Origin of the sequence: Pseudomonas sp. UBA7530 (assembly GCF_002479365.1) — a bacterium.
GTDB lineage: Bacteria > Pseudomonadota > Gammaproteobacteria > Pseudomonadales > Pseudomonadaceae > Aquipseudomonas.
Genome location: NZ_DLMS01000002.1, coordinates 19,442 through 36,476 on the forward strand (window position 1 = coordinate 19,442; position 17,035 = coordinate 36,476).

Consider the following 17,035-nt stretch of genomic DNA (forward strand, 5'->3'; position numbering starts at 1 on the left):
CTTGTAGCTTGCGGCTTGCAGCTGCCCCGGGAGGGGCTTATGAGTTACGTGATCGACCGACGCCTCAACGGCAAGAACAAGAGCACGGTGAATCGCCAGCGCTTTTTGCGGCGTTACCGTGAGCACATCAAGAAGGCGGTGGAAGAAGCGGTCAGCCGGCGCTCCATCACCGACATGGAGCACGGCGAAGAGATCAGCATTCCCGGCCGCGATATCGACGAGCCGGTGCTGCATCACGGCCCCGGCGGCAAGCAGACCATCGTCCACCCCGGCAACAAGGAGTTCACCACCGGCGAACGTATCCCCCGCCCGCAAGGCGGTGGCGGTGGGCGTGGCAGCGGCAAGGCGAGCAACTCCGGTGAAGGCATGGACGAGTTCGTCTTCCAGATCACCCAGGAGGAATTCCTCGACTTCATGTTCGAGGACCTGGAACTGCCCAACCTGGTCAAGCGCCACCTGACTGGCGCAGAGACCTTTAAGACCGTACGTGCCGGCATCAGCAACGAAGGCAACCCGTCGCGCATCAATATCGTGCGCACCCTGCGCTCGGCCCATGCTCGGCGTATCGCCCTGTCCGGCTCCAGCCGCGCCAAGCTGCGCGAAGCCAAGGCCGAACTGGAACGCCTGCGACGGGAAGAGCCGGACAACTTCGGCGACATCCAGGCCATGCAGGAGGAAATCGAACGCCTCAGCGCACGCATCCACCGCGTGCCCTTCCTCGACACCTTCGACCTCAAGTACAACCTGCTGACCAAGCAGCCCAACCCCAGCTCCAAGGCGGTGATGTTCTGCCTGATGGACGTCTCCGGCTCCATGACCCAGGCCACCAAGGACGTCGCCAAGCGCTTTTTCATCCTCCTGTACCTGTTCCTCAAGCGGAACTACGACAAGATCGACGTGGTGTTCATCCGCCACCACACCAGCGCCAAGGAAGTGGACGAGGAGGAATTCTTCTACTCCCGCGAAACCGGCGGCACCATCGTCTCCAGCGCCCTGAAGCTGATGCAGGAAGTGATGGCCGAGCGCTACCCGATCAACGAATGGAATATCTACGCCGCCCAGGCTTCGGACGGCGACAACTGGAACGACGACTCCCCGGTATGCCGGGATATATTGATCAACCAGATCATGCCGTTCGTGCAGTACTTCACCTACGTCGAGATCACCCCACGTGAGCACCAGGCGCTGTGGTTTGAGTACGAACAGGTGGCCGAAGCCTTTGCCGACAGCTTCGCGCAGCAGCAACTGGTGTCCGCCGCGGACATCTACCCGGTGTTCCGCGAACTGTTCCAGCGTCGCCTGGTGAGTTGAGGGCCAAGCCATGAATGCCAGCACGAGAAAGCGCGAGCCGATCTCCACCGGTTCGGAATGGACCTTCGAGCTGATCCGCCAATACGACAAGGAAATCGCGCGCATCGCCGAGCGCTATGCGCTGGATACCTACCCGAACCAGATCGAAGTGATCACCGCCGAGCAGATGATGGATGCCTATGCCTCGGTCGGCATGCCGCTGGGCTATCACCACTGGTCGTATGGCAAGCACTTCCTCGCCACCGAGAAAGGCTACAAGCGCGGCCAGATGGGCCTGGCCTACGAGATCGTGATCAATTCCGATCCTTGTATCGCCTACCTGATGGAAGAAAACACCATCTGCATGCAGGCGCTGGTGATCGCCCACGCCTGCTATGGCCACAACAGCTTCTTCAAGGGCAATTACCTGTTCCGCACCTGGACGGACGCCAGCTCGATCATCGACTACCTGGTGTTCGCCAAGCAGTACATCATGCAGTGCGAGGAGCGCTACGGCATCGATGCAGTGGAGGAGTTGCTCGACTCCTGCCACGCACTGATGAACTACGGCGTCGACCGCTACAAGCGCCCCTACCCCATCTCCGCCGAAGAAGAGCGGCGGCGCCAGAAGGAACGTGAAGAGCACCTGCAGAAGCAGATCAATGATCTGTGGCGCACCATTCCCAGAAGCACGGACAAGGGCGGCGAGAAGGACAACAAGCGCTTCCCCGCCGAGCCGCAGGAAAACATCCTCTACTTCCTGGAGAAACACGCGCCGCTGCTGGAGCCCTGGCAGCGCGAGGTGATCCGCATCGTGCGCAAGATCGCCCAGTACTTCTATCCGCAGCGCCAGACCCAGGTCATGAACGAAGGCTGGGCGACCTTCTGGCATTACACCCTGATGAACGATCTCTACGACGAAGGCCTGGTCACCGACGGCTTCATGATGGAGTTCCTGCAGTCGCACACCAGCGTGGTCTACCAGCCGCCGTTCGACAGCCCCTACTACAGCGGCATCAACCCCTACGCCTTGGGCTTCGCCATGTACCGCGACATTCGCCGTATCTGCGAGGAGCCCACCGATGAAGACAAACGCTGGTTCCCGGACATTGCCGGCAGCGACTGGCTGACCACCCTCAAGTTCGCCATGACCAGCTTCAAGGACGAGAGCTTCATCCTGCAATTCCTCTCGCCCAAGGTGATTCGCGACTTCAAACTGTTCGGCATCCTTGATGACGACCAGAAGGACGAGTTGCTGGTGCCGGCCATCCATGACGAATCCGGCTATCGCACCATCCGCGAGCTGCTCGCCGCGCAGTACAACCTGGGCAACCGCGAGCCCAACGTGCAGATCTGGAACATCGACCGCCGCGGCGATCGCTCGCTGACCCTGCGCCATCAGCAACACGATCGCAAGCCACTGGGCGACTCCACCGGCGAGGTGCTCAAGCACCTGCATCGCCTATGGGGTTTCGATATCCACCTGGAGGTGTGCCAGGGCGACCAGTTGATCACCACTCAGCATGTGCCACCACGCGGTAGCGCGGAGAGCGACAACGAATACCCACGGCTGGACCTGGTCATCCCGCCTATTTGATCGCTTACCGGCCGCCTTCTCTCGATCTTCGGTATCCTCTGCACTCAGTGGAGGAACACCTATGCAGATCTACAAAGTCGGCGGCGCAGTGCGTGATCGCCTGCTCGGCCGTCCCGTCAGCGAAGTGGACTGGGTCGTGGTCGGCGCCAGCGCGGAACAGATGCAGGAGCTCGGTTATCGCCCGGTTGGCGCCGATTTTCCAGTGTTTCTGCATCCGCAGACGGGCGAGGAATATGCCCTGGCACGCACCGAGCGCAAGAGTGGCCGCGGCTATGGCGGTTTCACCTTTCACGCCAGCCCCGACGTCACGCTGGAAGACGACCTGACCCGCCGCGACCTGACCGTCAACGCCATGGCCGAGGACGACCAGGGCAGGCTGATCGATCCTTACGGCGGTCAGCAGGATCTTCAGGCGCGCCTGCTGCGCCACGTGTCCCCGGCCTTCGCCGAAGATCCGCTGCGCGTACTGCGCGTCGCCCGCTTCGCCGCACGCTATGCCCCGCTCGGCTTCAACGTCGCGCCAGAAACACTGCAACTGATGCGCGAACTGGCGGAATCCGGCGAACTGGGCCATCTCACCGCCGAACGTAGCTGGAAGGAAATTTCCCGTGCGCTTATGGAGCCGCGCCCCGACGTGTTCATCCAGGTGCTGCGCGATTGCGGCGCGCTGGCGGCGCTGCTGCCGGAAGTAGATAAGTTGTTCGGCGTGCCGCAACCGCAGGCGCACCATCCCGAAGTCGACACCGGCGTGCATGTGCTGAGCGTGCTGCGCCAGTGTGCGGAGCACGACCAGCCGCTCAATGTGCGCTGGGCCTGCCTGCTGCATGATGTTGGCAAGGGGTTGACGCCGGAGGCCGAATGGCCGCGGCATATCGCTCATGAGCACAAGGGGCTGCGCCTGATCCAGGCGATCAATGAACGCTGCAAGGCGCCACGCGACTGCGCCGAACTGGCAGCGCTGGTGGGCGAGTTTCATACCCACGGCCACCGCGCGCTGGAGCTGCGCCCCTCGACGCTGCTCGAGCTGCTGCAACGCTTCGACGTGTTCCGCCGCCCGCAGCGCTTCGCCGAATTCGTCGCCGCCTGCGAGATGGACGCCCGCGGCCGCCAGGGATTGGAACAGCGGGACTATCCACAAGCCGCTTACCTGCTGGGCGCAGCCGAGGTAGCACGGCAGGTGGCGGTCAAGCCGCTACTGGAGAAGGGCTTCAAGGGCGCAGAGCTGGGCGAGGCGCTCAACCGCGAACGCCTGCAGGCGCTCAAGGCCTACAAACAGCAGCACGCCTCGTAGGAGCGGCTGGGCGGCATTCCGTTTCAGCCGCGATCATCACAGCTCCGCGGCCCGCCTTTTCGCGGATAAATCCGCTCCTACCGATCAACGCCAACCCGTAGCCCGGAAGCAATCCGGGACATTCCCAGCGTCCGTTCTCCCGGATTGCATCCGGGCTACGAAGAGCGCGCCTGCAGCAGTTCGGCCGGCGTCAACTCGGCGCCGCGCCACTGGAAGGCAGTCGGCCATAACTGCTGATCGATCTGCGCCGAGGCCCAGAGTTCGGCGAACGAACGACCATCGACCGGGTGGCACACCTGCGGCGCCAGCAAGGCCAGCGGCCAGAGCACGAAGGCGTTCTTGAGAATTTCCGCCCGCGGCAGGATCAGGCCGTTGAAGTTGCCGACCTGCTCGCCATACAGCAACACGTCGATATCCAGCGGCAGGCCCTTGCGGTCCGGCGCGTAGCGGCCGTTATCGGCCTCGATGAACTTCAGCCGGCGATCCAGCTCCAGCAGCGGCAGCGCGGTTTCGCCGACCACCACCAGGTTGAAGAAATTGCCGCTCTTGATGCCCACCGCATGGCTTTCGAAGACAGGCGAGCAGCGCATGTCACTGAGCAGGCCAGCCAATGCATCGAGCCCGGCAGCAAGGTGAGCCTCACGCTGCACATTACTGCCGAGGCCGAGATAGACGCGAGTCAGAGGCATCCGCGCTCGATCTCCACACCCACGCCGCCACGTGCGGCCGGCACTGCACCGGGCTTGGTCAGTTTCAGGCGAATCCAGGGAATATCGAACTCATCCATCAGGAGCTGCACCAGGCGCTCGGCGAAGGTCTCGACCAGAATGAACTGCGATTCGGCCGCGAAGGCCTGGATGCGCGTGGACACGCTGGCGTAGTCGAGCGCCAGATTGAGGTCATCACCCGCTGCGGCCGGGCGGTTGTCCCAGGCCATCTGCAGGTCCAGACGCAGGCACTGGCGAATGTCGCGCTCCCAATCGTAGGCGCCGATCACCGTGTCGACTTCCAGCCCCTCGATAAATACTCTGTCCACCGTACTCTCCGCGCCACGACAAGGGCGCTGCACCTCGTTAGAATCGGGCCACCCCATGCCCTGGAATGGCCACCATGTTCTGGCTTCTGGCAATCCTTGCCTACCTGCTCGGTTCGTTGTCCTTCGCCATCCTGCTCAGCCGACTCGCTGGCGGGCCTGACCCGCGTGCCAGTGGCTCGGGCAACCCCGGCGCCACCAACATGCTGCGCGTGGCCGGCAAGAAACTCGCCGTCATGACGCTGATCGGCGACCTGTTCAAAGGCCTGCTGCCGATCCTGATCGCCAAGCTGTTCGGCCTCAGCCTGCACCAGCAGGCCTGGATCGGGCTGGCGGCGGTCGTCGGCCATCTTTACCCGCTGTACTTCCGTTTTCGTGGCGGCAAGGGCGTGGCCACTGCCGCCGGCATGTTGCTCGGCCTCTATCCACCGGCCGCCTTGCTTGCCCTGACTGCCTGGGCGCTGGTGTTCCTGCTGACCCGTACCAGCTCGTTGGCATCGCTAATTGCCACGCCGCTGACGCTACCGCTGCTGGCCTGGCAACAACCGGAGGCCTTGTTACCGGCCTGCGTACTCACCGGTTTGATCGTGTGGCGGCACCGCAGCAATCTGCGCGATCTGTTCGCCGGTCGCGAGCGGCGTTTTTGATTCGATAACAAAAACTGTAGGAGCGAGCTCTGCTCGCGAATTTTCCGGTTCGCGAGCAGAGCTCGCTCCTACGCGTAATCCCTTGGGGCGCTCACAGCGCTGGCAGCGACTCCATCGGCCAACGCGCCTTTACCTTGATCGCCAGATCTTCATGCTGCCCGGCCAGCAAACGCTGGCAACCGGCATAGGCAATCATCGCACCGTTGTCGGTGCAGAAACGCGGACGCGCGTAGAACACCTTGCCCTTCATTTCACCCAGCATGCGTTCCAGATGCTCACGCAGCGCCTTGTTGGCGCTCACGCCACCCGCGATGACCAGGCTCTTCAGCCCGCTCTGCTTGAGCGCGCGCTTGCACTTGATGGTGAGAGTCTCAACCACTGCCTGCTGGAAGGCCAGCGCGATGTCGCGACGGGCTTGGTCGAGGTCGTCGTCGCCAGCACGGCATTGCTGCCAGGTATTCAAGGCGAAGGTCTTCAGGCCGCTGAAACTGAAATCCAGGCCCGGACGATCAGTCATCGGCCGCGGGAAGACGAAGCGCCCCGGCGTGCCCTGTTCCGCCAGCTTGGCGATCTCCGGGCCGCCGGGGTAATTCAGCCCCATCAGCTTGGCAGTCTTGTCGAAGGCCTCACCGGCGGCATCGTCCAGCGACTCGCCGAGCAATTGGTACTGACCGATGCCATCGACCCGCACCAGCTGGGTGTGGCCGCCGGACACCAGCAAGGCGACGAACGGAAAGGCCGGCGGCTGTTCTTCCAGCATCGGTGCCAGCAGGTGACCTTCCATATGGTGCACGCCGACGGCCGGAATGCCCCAGGCAAAGGCCAGCGCCTGCGCGCAGGAAGCGCCCACCAGCAGCGCCCCGACAAGGCCGGGGCCCGCCGTGTAGGCCAGTGCATCGATATCGCTGGCCTGCTTGCCCGCTTCATCCAGCACCTGGCGGATCAGCGGCAGCATGCGTTTGACGTGATCACGCGAGGCCAACTCGGGCACCACGCCGCCATACACACGGTGCAGGTCGATCTGGCTGAACAGGGCGTCAGCCAGCAGGCCGCGCTCGCTGTCATAGAGCGCGACGCCGGTTTCATCGCAGGAAGTTTCCAATCCCAGTACGAGCATAGAGCTTGAACCTTGGTTTGCCGCGTGGAACAAAGGCGCGCATGATAAGCGCCGCCCGGCGGAGCGACCAGCGCTTTTCGACCTAAGGGCTTTGCATTCCGCGCGACGAGGCGGTAACATCCGCAACCCTTGAAAACCGACGCATCCCGAGCCATCTGCCGGGCACGCGTTGAAACCGGTAATTAAAGATAGGTACGACCTGGATGCCAGCCGTCAAAGTTAAAGAGAACGAACCCTTCGACGTAGCTCTGCGTCGTTTCAAGCGCTCCTGCGAAAAAGCCGGTGTACTGGCTGAAGTTCGCAGCCGCGAATTCTACGAAAAGCCGACCGCTGAGCGTAAGCGCAAAGCCGCTGCCGCTGTTAAGCGTCACGCCAAGAAAGTGCAGCGCGAGCAGCGCCGCAGCGTTCGCCTGTACTAATAACGTACACGCCACGCTCGAATGCCCGGCTTATGCCGGGCATTGCATTTGAAAACTCCGCCTCGCGCTTAGCGAGTGAGCGGAGTTTTTGCTTTTCTACCCATCCGTTGTCCAGCGCCTGCGCCGGGCAGTATGCTGAGCGTCTATGGCCGGCCTGATCCCGCAATCCTTCATCGATGACCTGCTCAACCGCACCGACATCGTCGATGTGGTGAGTTCGCGCATCCAGCTGAAGAAGACCGGCAAGAACTACAGCGCCTGCTGTCCTTTCCACAAGGAAAAGACCCCCTCCTTCACCGTCAGCCCGGACAAGCAGTTCTACTACTGCTTCGGCTGCGGCGCCGGCGGCAATGCCCTCGGCTTCGTCATGGACCACGATCAACTGGAGTTCCCCCAGGCGATCGAGGAACTGGCCAAGCGCGCCGGCATGGACGTGCCGCGCGAGGAAAGCGGCCGCGGACACAAACCCAGGCAGCCTGTCGACTCGCCACTCTATCCGCTGCTCAATGCCGCCGCCGAGCACTATCGCCAGGCCCTGAAAAGCCATCCACAGCGCAAGTACGCCGTGGACTATCTCAAGGGCCGCGGCCTAACCGGCGAGATCGCCCGTGACTTCGGCATCGGCTTCGCGCCGCCCGGCTGGGACAACCTGCTCAAGCATCTGGGCGCCGACGCCCTACAGCAGAAAGTCATGATCGACGCCGGCCTGCTGATCGAGAACGCCGAAAACGGCAGGCGCTACGACCGCTTCCGCGACCGCATCATGTTCCCCATCCGCGACAGCCGCGGCCGGGTGATCGCCTTTGGCGGCCGCGTGCTGGGCGACGACAAGCCCAAGTACCTGAACTCACCGGAAACCCCGGTATTCCACAAGGGTCAGGAACTCTACGGCCTGTACGAGGCGCGCAAGCACAACCGTGATCTCGACGAGATCATGGTGGTCGAAGGCTACATGGATGTCATCGCCCTTGCCCAACAGGGCCTGCGCAATGCCGTGGCGACCCTGGGCACGGCCACCAGCGAGGAGCACCTCAAGCGCCTGTTCCGCATCGTGCCCAGCGTGCTGTTCTGCTTCGACGGCGACGCCGCCGGGCGCAACGCTGCCTGGCGCGCCCTGGAATCGACACTGTCGAGCCTGCAGGATGGCCGCCGCGCACGCTTTCTGTTTCTGCCCGACGGCGAAGACCCGGACACCCTGGTACGCGCCGAAGGCACCGATGCTTTCCGCGCGCGCATCAACCAGCATGCCCAGCCACTGGCCGACTACTTCTTCCAGCAACTGTGCGAAGAAGCCGACCCGCGCTCGCTGGAAGGCAAGGCGCATCTGGTGACCCTGGCCGCGCCGTTGATCGACAAGATTCCCGGCAACAACCTACGCGCCCTGATGCGCCAGCGTCTGAGCGAGATCACCGGCCTTTCCGGCGAAGCCATGAGCCAGGTCGCCAGCGCCCCACGCAGCCATGCGCCAAGCACACCCAACCATGCGCCCAGCAGCGACTACCCGGATTACGGCGACATTGCCGATAGCGGCTACTACGACAACCTGCCGGATGTCGGCGGCTACGAGCAGCCTGCCCCACCCCAGCAGCAACATTACGAGCGCAACAACGAAGGCGGCAAAGGCAGCTGGAAGAAAGACGGCGGCGGCAAGTGGAACAAGAAGGGAAAGGGCGATTTCGTGCCACGTGGCCCGCGTACTGCGGTGAGCGTCGAATCACCACATCTGATTGCCCTGCGCACCCTGCTGCACCATCCGCAGCTGGCGCAAAAGGTCGAGGATGTCAGCCACTTCGCCGACGAAGAGGACACCTACGCGCAACTTCTCGTAGCGCTGGTCGGCGCTCTGCAGAAGGCGCCCAACCTGCGCTCGCTGCAACTGATCGCCCGCTGGCACGGCACCGAGCAAGGTCGCCTGCTAAGGGCACTGGCAGAAAAGGAATGGCTGATTCAGGGCGACAACCTTGAACAGCAGTTTTTCGACACCATTACTACACTTGCAAATAGTCAATCGCAGAGGCGGCGTGAAAAGGCGCTCCGCAGCATCATTCATAAAAGCCCCAGCGAGCTCACAGACGAGGAAAAGACATTGCTCAGAGAGCACTACAGCCTCACTTCCTCACCGAGCAGCAAGTCCCCAACTGGCGCCTAGAGCCAAAACCGAGGTATAATCCTCGGCTTGTTTTCAGCCCGCCAAGACCTTCAGTGGATAGGGTGTTATGTCCGTAAAAGCGCAACAGCAATCTCGTTTGAAAGAATTGATCAGCCGTGGTCGCGAGCAGGGTTACCTGACGTACGCGGAGGTCAATGACCACCTGCCGGAAGATATTTCCGATCCGGAACAGGTGGAAGACATCATCCGCATGATCAACGACATGGGGATCAACGTATTCGAGAGTGCTCCGGATGCGGACGCCCTGTTGTTGGCCGAAGCCGACACCGACGAGGCTGCAGCAGAAGAAGCCGCTGCCGCCCTCGCCGCCGTTGAGACCGATATTGGCCGCACCACCGACCCGGTGCGCATGTACATGCGCGAAATGGGTACCGTGGAACTGCTGACCCGCGAAGGCGAGATCGAAATCGCCAAGCGCATCGAGGAAGGCATCCGCGAAGTCATGAGCGCCATCGCTCACTTCCCCGGCACTGTCGACGGCATCCTCGCCGAGTACAACCGCGTCACCACCGAAGGCGGCCGCCTGGCCGAAGTCCTCAGTGGCTACATCGACCCGGATGACGGCAGCGTGCCTGACGAAGCTGCCGCCCCCGTTCCCGTCAAGGAAGGCGCCGCCGCTGAAGAAAGCGACGACGAAGAAGAAGACGAGAACGGCGACGACGAGGAAGAAGAAGGCGATGGCGGCCCGGACCCGGAAGAAGCGGCTCGCCGTTTCACCGCCGTGGCCGAGCAGCAGGACAAGGTCCAGAAGGCCCTGAAGAAGCACGGCCGTGGCAGCAAGCAGGCCATCGAAGAGCTGGCCGCCCTCGCCGAGCTGTTCATGCCGATCAAGCTGGTGCCCAAGCAGTACGAAGCCCTGGTCACCCAGGTGCGCGATGCCCTGGACCGCCTGCGTGCGCAAGAGCGCGCCATCATGCAGCTGTGCGTACGTGATGCGCGCATGCCGCGTGCCGACTTCCTGCGCCTGTTCCCGGGCAACGAAATCGACATGGACTGGGCCGGCGACCTGGCCAAAGGCAAGGCCAAGTACGCCGAAGCCCTGGGCAACCTGCAGGGCGACATCCAGCGCTGCCAGCAGAAGCTGGCTGATCTGGAAGCCGAGTGCAGCCTGAGCCTGGCCGAGATCAAGGACATCAACCGTCGCATGTCCATCGGTGAAGCGAAAGCTCGCCGCGCCAAGAAGGAAATGGTCGAGGCCAACCTGCGTCTGGTCATCTCCATCGCCAAGAAGTACACCAACCGCGGCCTGCAATTCCTCGACCTGATCCAGGAAGGCAACATCGGCCTGATGAAGGCGGTGGACAAGTTCGAATACCGCCGCGGCTACAAGTTCTCGACCTACGCCACCTGGTGGATTCGCCAGGCGATCACTCGCTCGATCGCCGACCAGGCGCGCACCATCCGTATCCCGGTGCACATGATCGAGACGATCAACAAGCTCAACCGCATCTCCCGTCAGATGCTGCAGGAAATGGGTCGCGAGCCCACTCCGGAAGAGCTGGGTGAGCGCATGGAAATGCCCGAGGACAAGATCCGCAAGGTATTGAAGATCGCCAAAGAGCCGATCTCCATGGAAACCCCGATTGGCGACGACGAAGATTCGCATCTGGGCGACTTCATCGAGGACAGCACCATGCAGTCCCCGATCGACGTGGCCACCGTCGAAAGCCTCAAGGAAGCCACTCGCGAAGTGCTGGCCGGCCTCACTGCCCGTGAAGCCAAGGTCCTGCGCATGCGCTTCGGTATCGACATGAACACCGACCACACCCTCGAGGAAGTGGGCAAACAGTTCGACGTCACCCGTGAACGTATCCGCCAGATCGAAGCCAAGGCGCTACGCAAGCTGCGTCACCCGACGCGAAGCGAGCATCTGCGCTCCTTCCTCGACGAGTGATACCAGAATCCCCGGCCCAGGCCGGGGGTTTTGCTTTGTGAAGCACATTGCACACGAAACCTTTATCCAGCCAGATCAAGCGGTTGGCGCTGGCGAGAACGCATCGGTATAATCCGCCGACCTCTGAGGGCCTATAGCTCAGTTGGTTAGAGCAGAGGACTCATAATCCTTTGGTCCACGGTTCGAGTCCGTGTGGGCCCACCACCTTCAAAGCCGCGCACTGCGCGGCTTTGGTGTTTCTGCGATGAAAAAAAATCGCTGCAACGCCGTCCCGCCGCCCACAAGCGTCCACCCGCCCCCAAAGGCTATAAAAAGCATCCGGGATGCCAACTCTATAGCCGCGCGGCATGGGAGCGATTAGACAGTGAGCCGAATAGCCGGCATTATCGGCTCACTGAATGAGCCGAATAGGCTCACTAATCGGCTCACAGATGCACGCCCCTATGAATGACCCTCTCTGGATCTGGCAGCAGCCCGACTGGCCGCATTTCAGTTGGCAAGGCGAAGCGCTTGCTCCGCTGCTGCGCGCTTGCGGTCAGGCTCAGGGGCGTTTGTTAGGAATGCTCGGTGCGGTGGGCAATGACACCGAAGTGCAGAGCAGCCTGGATGCCATGCTGCAGAACATCGTCACTTCTTCAGCCATCGAGGGTGAGCAGCTGAATGTCGGCTCGGTGCGCTCATCACTGGCACGGCGCTTGGGGCTGAACGAAGAGGGTCGCACCACCTCACGTTCCGAAGGCCTGGCGGAACTGCTGCTCGATGCCACCCATGCGCATCAACAACCGCTGAACGAACAGCGACTCTTTACCTGGCACCGTTGGCTATTCCCCAGCGATGACCAACTGCTGGCTCGACCGTTACACATCGGCACACTGCGCGGCGAAGAGCCGATGCAGGTGGTTTCCGGACGCATCGACCGCCCGACAGTCCATTTCGAAGCCCCTCCCCGCGCGGGGCTGGAAGCGCAATTGGCGGACTTTCTCGCCTGGTTCGATAGCAGCCGCAGCGATGCCAGCCTTGACCCCTTTCTGCGCGCCGGCATCGCCCACTTCTGGTTCGTGACCCTGCACCCGTTGGATGACGGCAACGGCCGCCTTACGCGCGCCATCACCGATCTGGCATTGGCTCAGGGCGAGCAACAAGCCATCCGCTTCTACGCCATGTCGGCGAGCATCCTCGACGACCGCGCCGGTTACTACCGCATCCTCGAAGCCAGCCAGAAAGGCGGGCTGGATATCACCGCCTGGCTGCAGTGGTTTCTCGCCACCTTACTCAACAGCCTGGAGCAGGCCCTTGCTCGTATCGACCGCGTGCTGGTCAAGGCGCGCTTCTGGCAGGCACACCGCAGCCAAACGCTATCGGCGGAGCAGATCAAAGTGCTTAACCGCCTGCTCGATGGCGGCGAACGGGGTTTTGAGGACGGTATCAGCGCAGCCCAGTACCAAGCCTTGGCCAAGGTATCCAAAGCCACCGCCACACGTCACCTGGGCGATTTACTCGAAAAGGGCTGCATCGAACGACTGCCCGGCGGCGGGCGTAGTACCCGTTACCAGATAGCACGCTGAGCTGAGTCCTTCGCCCCTGGTGCGTCATCGCGCCATAGGACAATGGTCGCGATCCCCTTGAGCACTCGAAAGCAATTGGCCATTATCGGCTCAGTACCAGGCATCTGGATTTCGGCACACCTGCTCGCCTCTCCATCAAGCAGCTCGGCTCAAGGAAGAAAATGGATTACAGCCCGATAGTCGCTCAGGTCTGGGGCATGCTGACCTGGTTTATCCCCGCAGCTCTGCTGATCGGCCTGCTCAAATCGCCCTGGGCCAAGGGGCAGATCGGCGAACTGCTGGTGCGCCTGTTCGCCCACTGGCAGCTGGACAAGCAGACCTACCGCCGCCTGCACAACGTCACCCTGAACACGCCAGACGGCACCACGCAGATCGACCACGTATTCCTCTCGCCCTACGGCATCTTCGTGCTGGAAACGAAGAACATGAGCGGCTGGATCTTCGGCAGCGAGAAGCAGGCGCAGTGGACGCAGAAGCTCTACAAACGCACCTTCAAGTTCCAGAACCCGCTGCCGCAGAACTACAAGCATCTCAAAGCGCTAGAAGCCACCCTTGGCGTCAACCCCGAACACCTGCATTCGGTCATCACCTTCGTCGGCGGCAGCACCTTCAAGACCGAAGTGCCGGCCAACGTCACTCAGGGCATTGGCTTTATCCGCTATATCTAGTCATTCCAGCAGCCAGTCTTCAGCGCGGCTGAAGTCGACGCCATGCTGCACGCCCTGCAAACCGGCCGCCGTGCACCTACCCTCGCCACCCACCGCGAGCATGTGCAAAACCTGAAGCGCCGGAGCGATCCGACAGCCGAGCGGCAATGCCCGAAATGCGGCAGCGCACTGCTGATTCGTACCGTGAAGACAGGACCTAAGGCTGGGCAGCAGTTTTGGGGATGCTCGGGGTTTCCCAAGTGCCGAACGATGCAGAGCTTATAGATGCAAAGGAAAGCAGAGAATCATGGTCTGTCCCCAAATACTGGCATTCTTTAATGGTAGGTCTTCAGCGTCCCGTCGCTGCGCTGTAGGTGCTGGCAGTGTAAGATCAGACGACTAGGGTCATAGATAGCCTCTTTGACCGACCATAATGGCTACGGAGGGCGAAGAATGCTCAGTTTCTTGAAAGCATCACTTGGCGTTGGATGTGGTTTGGGGGCGCTAGCAACCGGTCTGCTCTATTCTTTCTATCGCGAATGGATTAAGTCAGATCTTTTAAATCACCTACCCCCTGAGCTGCTGTTGCAAGTCGTACATCTATAGTCTAGGGGCTACCGTATTCTGTTTCATAGTGCTGATTGTGGCGCATGTAGGATCGAAGTCTAGTGGCGTCACTGCAACTGCTGACAATGGCGGCACCGCTGTCAACTCGACAGGCAAAGGAAGTGTTAACGTAACCGTTAATAGGCCCAAATGAGATGACTAAATCTCAGACAGCCGAAGCAAATAACGGCGGAATAGCAGTAAACAACAATGGCGGCGAAGTGAGCGTCACCATAACCGCCCTCTCAAAAGTAACCTCCATATTAAATCCGCTGTTAATTAAAATTATCGAAGCATACAAGCCTGAAGAATCAATCGATGGCGAAATCGTCGACTATCTTGGAGTAGACGAGAAGCTTGAGTATAACGCTGTAGCTGCGTATGCGGAAGACATTCGAGAATACAGTGGTTACATGGGCCTGATAGAGGCCTTAATTGAGAGCATTGATAACGAAGACCCAGGTGCGAAGAGCCGGTTTCTCTGGGCCATTCAACAAAAGTACAAGCAAGCAAAGAAAGAACTGCTTATAGAAGGCAGTATTCGCACAACAAACAAAAGCGAAATTTTTGAATTTATTAAAAACAATTCCGACCGAATTCTACTCAAAGTCTCGAAACTTATTGATGAAACTTTCGAAGGCTTTGACGGCGCCACCATTGAGATCGTGCACTCAGCCAAAGAGCTCATAGTTTGCTACGGCTTTATAAATTGCAAAATTTTAGAGCCACCGAAATGATTTTAAGCAATGCACAATCCCCCGCCAAAAGCCCATATATAATAGGCGGACAAATTCTCTCCACCCTTAAAAACAACAACTTTAGCGAGATGAGCCCACTGCTTTTGCATCGTGAGTTCAATCTAGCCTATGACGAAGTCTCTTTTGCATACTTCATGTATGCTCTAGATTGGCTTTTCATTGCTGGATGCATTGAGCTAACTAAATCCGGCGATATTAGTCTATGCAACTGAAGCTACTATCTGTATTCGATGGCGAGAAGGAAATTCGGCGCATTGAATTCAAAGACGGAATAAACATCATCACCAACTCAGGTGCAAATGGAAATCAGGTCGGTAAAAGTAGCTCTCTTAGAGCCATAAATTTTTGCCTCGGCGGATCCCACGACAGCTTTTGGGTCGACCCCGACAATGGCAAAATAAATGAGCAAATAAAAGACTTCCTTACCAAGGGAACAGTTCGATTTGAGCTTACACTTAAGCTTGCCTCCGGCCTACATAAGCTCAGCAGAACTCTTTTCGCACAAGCTCAAAAGAATCGCGACGTAATAAAGAGCTAAAATTTTATCAATGGTGCTCCTTTCCACGGTAGCGAAAAATACAAAAATGAGGTCGCAAAATTATTTGGCTACCACCGAAGCCAACCGACTTACGGTGCTATTAAGAATAAATTCTTCAGAATTAATCGCCAGACGTGCAACAGCTCAATCAAATATTTGACCGCCTACACAAGCGACAATGAATACTCATTGATATATTCATACCTGTATGGATTTGACGGAATCAATAGTATTCAGGATCTAAACCTTATTGATGACGAAATAATATCCGAGAAAGAGCGCATTAAGGCGCTGCTTGGCGGCCATAAAATCGAAGCTTTAGAATCCACCCTTAAAGAAATTGACTCCCAAATTTCAGACTTAGAATCCCGCGAGGATGACTACGACATTGTTGACAGCCAAAACCATGCAATTTCGAACCTTAAGCAATCCAGGCAGGATGTGGCACTAATTTCTACAAAAATTGCCAACTTAGAAACAAAGTTATTTTACAATCAAAAAACAATCGAAAGATATAAGCACAACATTGTTGAAGCTGACATTAATGCGATCTCTGCACTTTATAACGAAGCAAAAGCAGTAATCCCCAACCTAACTAAAACCCTTGAGCAGACTATTGAATTCCATAACTCGATAATGTTTAGAAAAGCGAAATACGTTGAAGAACTGAGCAAAGCGGTTAGAGATGAAATTTATGACTTAAAAACTGAGCTCGGGAATAAACTTGATACCGAAAAGAAGGTTGTCAAAGATATTTCAAGGGATAGCCAGTTTAGCGGATTCATCCTAATCGAGAAGGAAATTCAAAATAAGCGCGAGGAGCGAGGAAGAATAACCTTCATTATTGACGAAGTAAGAAACTCAGAAAAAATAATAAAAGAAAAGTCAAAAAACAAGAAGATATTCGTAAAGATATTGCATTAAGTCATACGGACTTCGATACCAAACTAGCAGCATTCAATAAAAGCTACCGTTTCATAACCAAGAAAATATTCGGCTCACATTATAATGAGCTGTTAGCATGTGACGACGGCTCCGGAAAACTACGATTCTCCATCAAGTATGAAGAGCTAAACACTGGTGACGGCGCACCAAGAGCTGCCGCGATGGCGTTTGATATGGCTTACGTTGATTTTGGCAATAAAAGAAGCTCAAGATTTATCTCGTTTACAGTCCAAGATTATCTAGAGTCGGCAGACGAGGAGAAATTAAAAGCGCTCTTCATGATTGCAAATTCGAGAAAGATCCAAACAGTCGTCTCGATCCTGAGTGATAAATTATATGGCTTGAGCAAAATTTTCCTGAAAGAGAATGTAGTGCTCACGCTTTCTGCTGATGACAAATTTTTCAAGATCAAATAATTTAAATGGATCTCTTTACCATATATCGTACCTAGCAAACATTAAACCGTCCTCAATATCCATGCCTTTATATCTAGCGCAGAACAACCAGGGACAGACCAC

Annotated in this window: 16 protein-coding genes, 1 tRNA gene and 1 pseudogene; 15 read left to right on the plus strand and 3 right to left on the minus strand. The window is 58.5% G+C overall.

Annotated features, from left to right (window positions below; translation table 11 throughout):
- Positions 1–39 precede the first annotated feature (39 nt).
- From B2U07_RS05645 to B2U07_RS05655, 3 genes are all read left to right on the plus strand, one after another.
- Positions 40–1,311 (plus strand): YeaH/YhbH family protein, encoded by a 1,272-nt coding sequence (locus B2U07_RS05645; RefSeq protein ID WP_275547423.1) that lies wholly within the window; start codon positions 40–42, stop codon positions 1,309–1,311.
- A 10-nt stretch (positions 1,312–1,321) separates the two neighbouring features.
- Positions 1,322–2,887 carry a SpoVR family protein gene (locus B2U07_RS05650; RefSeq protein WP_275547424.1) on the plus strand — a complete coding sequence of 522 codons (1,566 nt, stop codon included), beginning with the start codon at positions 1,322–1,324 and terminating at the stop codon, positions 2,885–2,887.
- A 61-nt stretch (positions 2,888–2,948) separates the two neighbouring features.
- Positions 2,949–4,178 carry a multifunctional CCA addition/repair protein gene (locus B2U07_RS05655; RefSeq protein ID WP_275547425.1) on the plus strand — a complete coding sequence of 410 codons (1,230 nt, stop codon included), beginning with the start codon at positions 2,949–2,951 and terminating at the stop codon, positions 4,176–4,178.
- A gap of 155 nt (positions 4,179–4,333) precedes the next feature.
- On the opposite strand, the gene folK is transcribed toward B2U07_RS05655, so the two are convergent.
- Positions 4,334–4,867, minus strand: coding sequence for a 2-amino-4-hydroxy-6-hydroxymethyldihydropteridine diphosphokinase (gene folK / locus B2U07_RS05660; protein WP_275547426.1), 534 nt, complete (start codon positions 4,865–4,867; stop codon positions 4,334–4,336).
- Complete coding sequence (gene folB, locus B2U07_RS05665) at positions 4,858–5,214, minus strand: dihydroneopterin aldolase (protein ID WP_275547427.1); 357 nt, start codon at positions 5,212–5,214, stop codon at positions 4,858–4,860. Before folB ends, folK begins: the two co-directional genes overlap by 10 nt.
- Positions 5,215–5,288: 74 nt before the next feature.
- On the opposite strand from folB, the gene plsY reads away from it, so the two are divergent.
- Complete coding sequence (gene plsY, locus B2U07_RS05670) at positions 5,289–5,858, plus strand: glycerol-3-phosphate 1-O-acyltransferase PlsY (protein WP_275547428.1); 570 nt, start codon at positions 5,289–5,291, stop codon at positions 5,856–5,858.
- A 91-nt stretch (positions 5,859–5,949) separates the two neighbouring features.
- On the opposite strand, the gene tsaD is transcribed toward plsY, so the two are convergent.
- Positions 5,950–6,975 (minus strand): tRNA (adenosine(37)-N6)-threonylcarbamoyltransferase complex transferase subunit TsaD, encoded by a 1,026-nt coding sequence (gene tsaD, locus B2U07_RS05675; protein WP_275547429.1) that lies wholly within the window; start codon positions 6,973–6,975, stop codon positions 5,950–5,952.
- 203 nt (positions 6,976–7,178) lie between these two features.
- Between tsaD and rpsU the strand changes: the two genes are divergently transcribed.
- From rpsU to B2U07_RS23030, 11 genes and pseudogenes are all read left to right on the plus strand, one after another.
- Positions 7,179–7,394: a 30S ribosomal protein S21 gene (gene rpsU, locus B2U07_RS05680; protein WP_003290642.1), complete on the plus strand. Its 216-nt coding sequence runs from the start codon at positions 7,179–7,181 to the stop codon at positions 7,392–7,394.
- Between the two features lie 145 nt (positions 7,395–7,539).
- Positions 7,540–9,543: a DNA primase gene (gene dnaG, locus B2U07_RS05685; RefSeq protein WP_275547434.1), complete on the plus strand. Its 2,004-nt coding sequence runs from the start codon at positions 7,540–7,542 to the stop codon at positions 9,541–9,543.
- 67 nt (positions 9,544–9,610) lie between these two features.
- Positions 9,611–11,458: an RNA polymerase sigma factor RpoD gene (gene rpoD / locus B2U07_RS05690; protein ID WP_197856904.1), complete on the plus strand. Its 1,848-nt coding sequence runs from the start codon at positions 9,611–9,613 to the stop codon at positions 11,456–11,458.
- Positions 11,459–11,585: 127 nt separating this feature from the next.
- Positions 11,586–11,662, plus strand: a tRNA-Ile gene (locus B2U07_RS05695).
- A 239-nt stretch (positions 11,663–11,901) separates the two neighbouring features.
- A complete protein-coding gene (locus B2U07_RS05700; RefSeq protein ID WP_275547435.1) occupies positions 11,902–13,023 on the plus strand; it encodes a Fic family protein in 1,122 nt (373 codons plus the stop codon).
- A 161-nt stretch (positions 13,024–13,184) separates the two neighbouring features.
- Positions 13,185–13,955 (plus strand): annotated as a pseudogene (locus tag B2U07_RS05705) (NERD domain-containing protein).
- 476 nt (positions 13,956–14,431) lie between these two features.
- On the plus strand, positions 14,432–15,013 hold the full coding sequence (locus B2U07_RS05710; protein WP_296276313.1) for a hypothetical protein: 582 nt from the start codon (positions 14,432–14,434) through the stop codon (positions 15,011–15,013).
- The gene (locus B2U07_RS22930) at positions 15,010–15,246 is read left to right on the plus strand and encodes an ABC-three component system middle component 6 (protein ID WP_343252591.1); all 237 of its coding nucleotides are present in this window, start codon (positions 15,010–15,012) and stop codon (positions 15,244–15,246) included. The genes B2U07_RS05710 and B2U07_RS22930 overlap by 4 nt, the downstream gene beginning before the upstream one ends.
- Positions 15,237–15,572: a hypothetical protein gene (locus B2U07_RS05715; protein WP_275547437.1), complete on the plus strand. Its 336-nt coding sequence runs from the start codon at positions 15,237–15,239 to the stop codon at positions 15,570–15,572. The genes B2U07_RS22930 and B2U07_RS05715 overlap by 10 nt, the downstream gene beginning before the upstream one ends.
- Before the next feature lie 189 nt (positions 15,573–15,761).
- Positions 15,762–16,496, plus strand: coding sequence for a hypothetical protein (locus tag B2U07_RS05720; protein WP_296276315.1), 735 nt, complete (start codon positions 15,762–15,764; stop codon positions 16,494–16,496).
- A gap of 65 nt (positions 16,497–16,561) precedes the next feature.
- Complete coding sequence (locus B2U07_RS23030) at positions 16,562–16,933, plus strand: DUF2326 domain-containing protein (RefSeq protein ID WP_419096323.1); 372 nt, start codon at positions 16,562–16,564, stop codon at positions 16,931–16,933.
- Positions 16,934–17,035 lie beyond the last annotated feature (102 nt).